Source organism: Neobacillus fumarioli NBRC 102428, assembly GCF_001591485.1.
Classification (GTDB): domain Bacteria; phylum Bacillota; class Bacilli; order Bacillales; family Cytobacillaceae; genus Neobacillus; species Neobacillus fumarioli.
Genome location: NZ_BCUZ01000135.1, coordinates 1 through 7,369, shown reverse-complemented (window position 1 = coordinate 7,369; position 7,369 = coordinate 1). Strand labels below are relative to the sequence as shown.

General features: G+C 39.7%; 5 protein-coding genes and 1 pseudogene. 3 read left to right on the top strand and 3 right to left on the bottom strand.

What is annotated here, in order from left to right; genetic code table 11:
- Positions 1-312: 312 nt before the first annotated feature.
- Together guaC and BFU02S_RS13840 are read right to left on the bottom strand one after the other, a co-directional pair.
- Complete coding sequence (gene guaC / locus BFU02S_RS13845) at positions 313-1,296, bottom strand: GMP reductase (RefSeq protein WP_066371778.1); 984 nt, start codon at positions 1,294-1,296, stop codon at positions 313-315.
- 201 nt (positions 1,297-1,497) lie between these two features.
- On the bottom strand, positions 1,498-3,036 hold the full coding sequence (locus tag BFU02S_RS13840; RefSeq protein WP_066371775.1) for a peptide MFS transporter: 1,539 nt from the start codon (positions 3,034-3,036) through the stop codon (positions 1,498-1,500).
- 568 nt (positions 3,037-3,604) lie between these two features.
- Here BFU02S_RS13840 and BFU02S_RS13835 point away from each other — a divergent pair.
- The 3 genes from BFU02S_RS13835 to BFU02S_RS13825 all read left to right on the top strand — a co-directional run bounded on the left by BFU02S_RS13835 (position 3,605) and on the right by BFU02S_RS13825 (position 6,621).
- A complete protein-coding gene (locus BFU02S_RS13835) occupies positions 3,605-4,198 on the top strand; it encodes a hypothetical protein (RefSeq protein ID WP_066371768.1) in 594 nt (197 codons plus the stop codon).
- Positions 4,199-4,981: 783 nt separating this feature from the next.
- Complete coding sequence (locus tag BFU02S_RS13830) at positions 4,982-5,959, top strand: LacI family DNA-binding transcriptional regulator (RefSeq protein ID WP_066371766.1); 978 nt, start codon at positions 4,982-4,984, stop codon at positions 5,957-5,959.
- A 26-nt stretch (positions 5,960-5,985) separates the two neighbouring features.
- Positions 5,986-6,621 carry a MarC family protein gene (locus tag BFU02S_RS13825; protein ID WP_066371764.1) on the top strand — a complete coding sequence of 212 codons (636 nt, stop codon included), beginning with the start codon at positions 5,986-5,988 and terminating at the stop codon, positions 6,619-6,621.
- 224 nt (positions 6,622-6,845) lie between these two features.
- Here the strand turns inward: BFU02S_RS13825 and BFU02S_RS17070 are convergent.
- A pseudogene (locus BFU02S_RS17070) lies at positions 6,846-7,369 on the bottom strand (MFS transporter); the annotation flags it as partial.

Sequence of the window (7,369 nt, the reverse complement as noted above, 5' to 3'; positions counted from 1 at the left end):
GATGATGAAGGATATTTCCCTTGCTAATGCGAGTGGTTTTATCTTTCAATCCGATGATGAAGGACATTTTCCTTGCTAATGCGAGTGGTTTTATCTTTCAACCCGATGATGAAGGACATTTCCCTTGCTAATGCGTCTGTTTAATCCCCAAAACCCCTTGAATAATCATTCCCTAATGTATTGAAAATAAATGTTATGAAATGGATTATTAGTTTCCGGCACTTCGGACTGCCCGTTATGTCCTTGTATCATCAACTAAGGACTCGATGGGCAAAAAAACTCCGCCGAACAGCATCACTCCGGCGGAATTAATTAATAGACCTTATCTCCATTAAAAATGGAGTTTTTTACCACGACATAATCAACATTCCGAATGGCTTGCAGTGTGCGCCCACCGGCGTAAGAGATCGAGGATTGCAGGTCTTGTTCCATTTCAATCAATGTGTCTTTTAAGGAACCTTTATGTTCCACATACATTTTTTTACCTTCTACATTCTTCCGTTCGCCTTTCTGGAACTCGGAAGCCGAACCGAAGTATTCTTTGTAGATTTTTCCATCTTTCTTAATGGTTTCTCCCGGAGACTCTTCATGGCCAGCAAATAGTGAGCCGATCATGACCATGGAGGCGCCGAAACGGACGGATTTTGCGATATCGCCATGGGTGCGGATACCGCCGTCAGCAATGATCGGTTTGCTTGCCGCTTTGGCACACCAGCGAAGAGCCGATAATTGCCAGCCTCCGGTCCCAAATCCGGTTTTAATTTTTGTAATACATACTTTACCAGGACCAATGCCTACTTTGGTGGCGTCTGCGCCGGCATTTTCCAGTTCTCTGACGGCTTCAGGCGTACCAACATTCCCAGCGATGACAAAACTTTCTGGCAAGTGTTTCTTGATATGTTGAATCATTCTGATCACGGCATCGGAATGGCCATGGGCAATATCAATCGTAATATATTCCGGCTTAAGCTGCTCCTCAGCTACTTGTTCAATGAATCTGTATTCTTCTTCTTTTACACCGACACTGATGGAGGCGTATAATCCTCGAGCTTTCATATCTTTAATGAAATTAATCCGCTTTTCTGGATGAAAGCGGTGCATAATATAGAAATAATTGTTTTCTGCCAAAAATACAGCAATCTTTTCATCGATAATGGTCTGCATATTGGCAGGCACAACCGGCATTCTGAACGTGCGTCCACCAAATTCGACCGAAGTATCACACTCGGAACGGCTATTTACTACACATTTTGCGGGAATTAACTGTATATCTTCATAATCAAATACATTATCCATAATTTACACCCCTAAACACGAATATTAAATACATATAAAAAGAAAACGTTCGTATATTTTCAATTTACAATATTAGTATTCATTTGTCAAAGTATTTTCATGCAAATGCCTGCTTTATTATAAATAACAGCGAAGCTCTAAACTTTTTCTAAAACACAAAAAAACCTGTGGAAGAAATAATCCACCGCAGGTTTTTTTTAATTATTTAACTCCCTTGAAAAACTTTTGCATTTTTGGTGAGATGGCAAACATGATCAACGAAAGTATGATGGATGCAATCCCAATCGTGCCAAAGTAAGCCATCTCGTTTTGTGGCGTGTAGAATCTTACGAGCTGGGCATTTAAGGCTTGGGCTGCAGCATCTGTTAAAAACCAGAGGCTCAACATCTGAGCTGAGAAGGCAGAAGGTGCCAATTTGGTTGTTGCAGAAAGTCCAACTGGCGATAATGCTAATTCTCCAATGGATACAAGGAAGTAACTAAGCACAAGCCATAGTGGGTTGACAAGTGCATGTGTACCGCCGAGCCATGCTGGCGCAAGAATTGCAAGGAATGATAATCCGGCTAACAATAACCCAAATGAGAACTTTTGCGTATAAGTCGGCTGTTTGTCACCTAATTTCACCCAGATCCATCCAAGAATTGGAGCAAAGATAATAATAAACAATGGATTTAATGATTGGAACCAGGCTGGTGAAATATGAATGCCAGCAAAGTGTAATTGCGTGCGCTGATCAGCAAAGCTTGCTAAAATGGTTGTGCCCTGTTCTTCGATGGACCAGAACATAACCCCCGCAATAAATAGCGGTATATATGCAATCAGGTGAGAACGTTCTTCTTTCGTTGTTTTCGGGCTGCGATACATAATTACAAAATAAAGAATCGGAATAACAAAACCTAAGATGCCGACAAGATCAATAAATGTTTGAACTGTTAATGTTCCAGTTTTAATGGCTGCGGCAACTAGTGCTAAAATAACTAATGCCCCAATACCAATTAGCGTGAAGGTCTTTTTCTTTTCTTCCGGACGTAGTGGATTCGTAACAAACTTCCCTGCAAGACCTAGATTCTTCTTCTTTGTTAGCATATAGATGACTAATGCAAGAAACATACCGATAGCGGCAAGACCAAATCCTAAGTGGAAATTGTAGCTTAACCCAACTGTTCCGACTACATAAGGTGAAATGAAAGCACCGAGGTTAACGCTCATATAGAAGATACTAAATGCAGCATCACGCCGGGTGTCTTTAATATCATACATTTCTCCTACAACTGTTGAAATATTTGGTTTCAGTAATCCGGTACCAAGAACAATGAGGATCATGGAAACAAAAAACATTGTCATGCTTCCTGGTACAGCTAAGGCAATATGACCAAACATAATCAAGATACCACCGTAGAATACAGCACTGGAAGCACCGGTGATTCGGTCAGAGATCCAACCGCCGATCACTCCCGACATGAATACAAGCGATCCATAAATGGAAGCGATTGCAAGTGCGGTCTGCTGATCAATTCCTAAGCCGCCTTTAGATACGGAATAATACATATAATAGACAAGGATTGCTTTCATTCCATAGTAGGAAAAGCGCTCCCAAAATTCAGTGAAGAAAAGTGTTAATAATCCTTTAGGGTGTCCAAAAAAACCTGTTTGTGGAACACTCGCCACAACTTTCTGTCTTGCTGACAATTCTTGTGTAACACTATGCGAAATTTTCTGCTTTTTTAATGATTGACCCATCATTTAACCTCCTTTATATATTAAAATAATATTTTAATAGTCGAAACTTGTCAATAACGATTGAATTTTTAGAAGAATTTACTTTAATTATAGAGTTTATTGGTTTTTAATTTTTAGAATAATCAATGAATAAAAATTATTTAGAAATATTTTATTTAGCAAGCGCGTTTTGTTCTTTATTTAAAAGAATCCCACAAAAAAGAAATACTATGACACATTTATAAAAACTTTTGATCGGTAGCATCCGAAATAGGAAAAAAGAAAGGGGTTCGGGCTTCAATCGAAGGAATTGGCACCTGAAACAGTGAAAATGAGAGAAGTTCGAGAACCAATCGGGAGTATTGGCACCTGAAGCAGAAAAAATAAAAGGAGTTCGAGTTCCAATCACGGAAGAGGCATTTGAGGAAACCGATGTTCATGGGCCCCAATCCGATTCTGATCCAGACTAAGTTTCTTACTCACATCCTCGTATTTTAAGGATAAGTTAAGGTTTTCATACGATAATCAGGATTGCTTCAATATCTTTTTTGTATTGGGTTAAATTGTATGAAAACAAGGAGAAAAGAATATGAAGATGAAACGTTTATTTGCTGCGTTTGTTTCATTCTTGGTGATTTTCGCCGTTGCAGGCTGCTCTAATGGCGATAGTTCGAGCCAGGCGTCTGCAGTATCCAACGGTCCCCAACATGCTGCGAATGGTTTTACTAAACCGGATGTATATGGAGAAGTGGCAAAAATAAATGGCAATGAAGTGACCTTAAAGCTGATGGAAATTCCTCAGCGGAAAGGGGGCAATAAACAAAATCGCCACAATGGGCAAAATAATGAACAAAATGGCGGAAATATTACAGCTGGTAACGGTAATGGTGCAGGAGGTCCTAACAGAAACTGGGCGAAAAGATACACCGGTGAGGAAAAGACAATCACAATTCCTGACGGAGTATCGATTGTGACCATGACAAGAGGAACAAACGGCATGACTAAAAATCAAATTACACTGAAAGATATTTCGGTAGGCAGTATTTTAGCCATCTATTATAAATCAGACGGAAAAACAATCAACAAAATCAGGGTAATGAAACCAAGAGCTGTCGGCGGGCAAGGAACCAACGCAAATACAGATACAAACTCTAATACAACGAGCCCTGACACCACCATATGAGAATAAAAAGCCCTATACCTAAACGATCAGGTATGGGGCTTTTTTGGTCAATAGGAAGTAAAACTTTCCTATCAGGCATAAGGGCAACTACACCTCATGAACAGCCTATCGGGCTCCAAGTCGGTGAGTTTTCTAAAATTTCAACACGTTGGAGGCAAACATATCAATACGACTTTGTAAAAAAAGGGCTATAAATACAGCGCAAGAAATAGAGGGATATATGGATTGAAGGAAATGGTCTCCTTTTGTATAATCGTGTTCATTGATATAACAATTGGAGGATTTAAAGGAAACGATGAATCATACGGTTTTTCAAATTGCAATCATCATATTCATACCTTTAGTGGCGGGATTTATTACCAAAAAGATTCTTCGGTCCATTAAATTAAAAAAAAATATAGCAAACTTTCTTGCGGTAGTGGTGATGTTACTGGTCTATTATAAGACCTTAATGGTGGTTTTAGGTTAGTGCGGTCACTAAACAGAATGGCCGGGAGCCACTGTCGATTAATCATTGACAGTGCTTAAAAGGATGAATTGAAATCGGCTTGGTCACCGGGCTGGATACTCCATTTAAAGGTGACTGGGAAGGAAACCCGACATTGGATGAGGCGAAACGAAAGGACCCCGCTCTAATCGTTTAGGAGTGGGGTTATTATTTTTTCGGATAAACCGATATAGGTAACTGAAGGCCCGCTCTGGTGAACCATCCCTCTCAACTGGAAACTAAAACGATTTATCGCTAAAATGGAGTTAGTGAATGAATGAAAGAGGAAGATCGTCATGGAAAAAGTTACAATGGCTGATGTGGCTAAAGAAGCGGGCGTATCGAAGAGTACTGTTTCACAATTTTTAAACAAACGGTATGAATATATGGGCGAAAAAACGAGGCGTAAAATCGAAGCAGCGATTGAAAAACTCGGTTATCAGCCAAACTATATCGCAAGAAGCTTAAAGCAAAAGCGGACTTCCATGGTCGGGATTATTGTAGCGAACATTGTGCATCATTTTTCCACCGAGGTCAGCCGTGCGATTGAGGATTTTTTCCACATGTATGATGTACATGTTATTGTCTGCAATGCGGATGATGATCCTAAAAAGGAAAAAAGGTATATTGAAATGCTGCGCGCTAAGCAGGTGGATGGTCTGATTATTTTTCCATCGGAACATAATCATGAATTATATGAGAGCATGGTCAAGGAAGGCTACCCAGTCGTATTTGTAGACCGGAAAGTGGAAAGCCTTGATGCTTGTTCAGTCATTACCGATAATACCGAGTCTACATATAGAGCCATTATGAACCTGATTGAAAAAGGCCACCGGAACATTGCGTTTGCTGTGCAGCCTTTAACGGTAAGCCCGCGAATAGATCGGTTGAAAGGATATAAGAAAGCATTAAAGGATGCAGGGTTAGAAATCAATCCAGATTATATTGTGGAAGCAGACATTCCGGAATTGAAATGGAAACTGGGACAACTTTTTTCGTCAGCGAAAAAGCCGACTGCTATTTTTGCTGCAAATGAACGTGTATTCTTGGCAGTAATGGAATTCATAAAGGAGCGGGAGATCAAGCTGGGCAAAGAGATGGAACTGATTGTGTTTGACAATATTCCATTTGTCCACTTGCTCGAAGCACCCATTTCGTATATCATTCATCCTGCATATGAAATGGGGAAAAAGGCTGCGGAATTATTATATGAGCAAATTCAAGGCGAGGACATTGCCGAGAAGAAGTTTATATTTCCGAGCCGGTTGGTATAAATAAACAAAAGAGGAGGGGAATATGCATGGTTACCTTTATCATTCACGCTGTTATCTCTGTGTTTGCAGTCATGAACCCGCTTGGAAATGTCCCCATCTTTCTGTCTCTTACCGAAGGAACGTCTGTAGCTGAGCAACGAAGAATTGCAAGAAAAGGTATTCTGATTGCCTTCGTGATCCTTACTATCTTTATTGTCTTAGGTCACATCATTTTTCAGGTATTTGGAATTACAGTTGCGGCTTTTCGCGTAGCCGGCGGCATATTAATTTTTGGAATTGCGTATAACCTGATGCAGGCGAAACACTCCCACGCACATGCGCCTCATCCTGAAGAACATGTTGAAAGTGCAGGGAAAGATGATATTTCCGTAACTCCGTTGGCAATCCCACTTATTGCAGGCCCTGGAACCATTGCCACGGTCATGGGTTTATCAAGTGGCGGAAGTCTTGTCTTTCACTCTATCGCTGTCTTTATTGGCGTTCTGATTGTACTTGGCGGAACCTACATCATTTTTTATTATTCAGGATGGATTCATCAACACTTGGGTAAGACGGAGATGAACGTCATAACACGTCTTATGGGGCTGTTATTGGCCATTATTGCGGTTCAAATGGCAGCCACGGGTCTCGGTTCTCTCTTCCCTGGCTTGCTTCATAAGTAACCTGTATAGCGGTATTAATCTGAAATACGATTAAAGCTTATTTTATAACAAGAGGATGGGAGTTTTGTGATATCAAACAGTCCTACTGTAGAAGTCAAAAAATTTAACCATTCCGCTTTTTTTGCTTTGGACCCGTACAGAAGATTTTATTAAAAAGGAATAATCGTATTTAAAAACCCGGGGGGGTAGATAAAATTATCCCCCCAACTATTATTTTAAAAACACTACATAGTTTCTAGGGCTTTTACATTCTCTATGTCCTTTCTACTATGCTTTCTTTCTAAGAAATAAATGACCATCAAAAGTATGGAAACAACTACGCCAATTACCCCTAATAAAATCCCTGAGTTTACTGTTCCTATCCAATTAATAGGAAGTGATAGAACTAGGGGTAAGGAAGCTTTTGTAACCTGTAAAACAACAGTTGAACGACCGGTCCAAATAGTTGTTTCTTCTTTTACATATATATTTTCAAACATGATTTGCCTTTGGAATATTCTAGAATGATTGAATACAAACCCCAAACATAAGGCACAGAAAATAGAGATATACCATGAATTAATAAATCCAAGGGATAAATCAATTAAAGCAATTAATAAAAATATATACGATGGAATGTACTTTTCATATTTGCCAATTAAAGTAGCAAGTAACGCTCCTACTCCAGCTGCAGAACTTACCATACCATACTGAGATGGTTCCCATTTGTGAACATCGTGAAATATAATTGGTATAAGAAAGTTAAAAG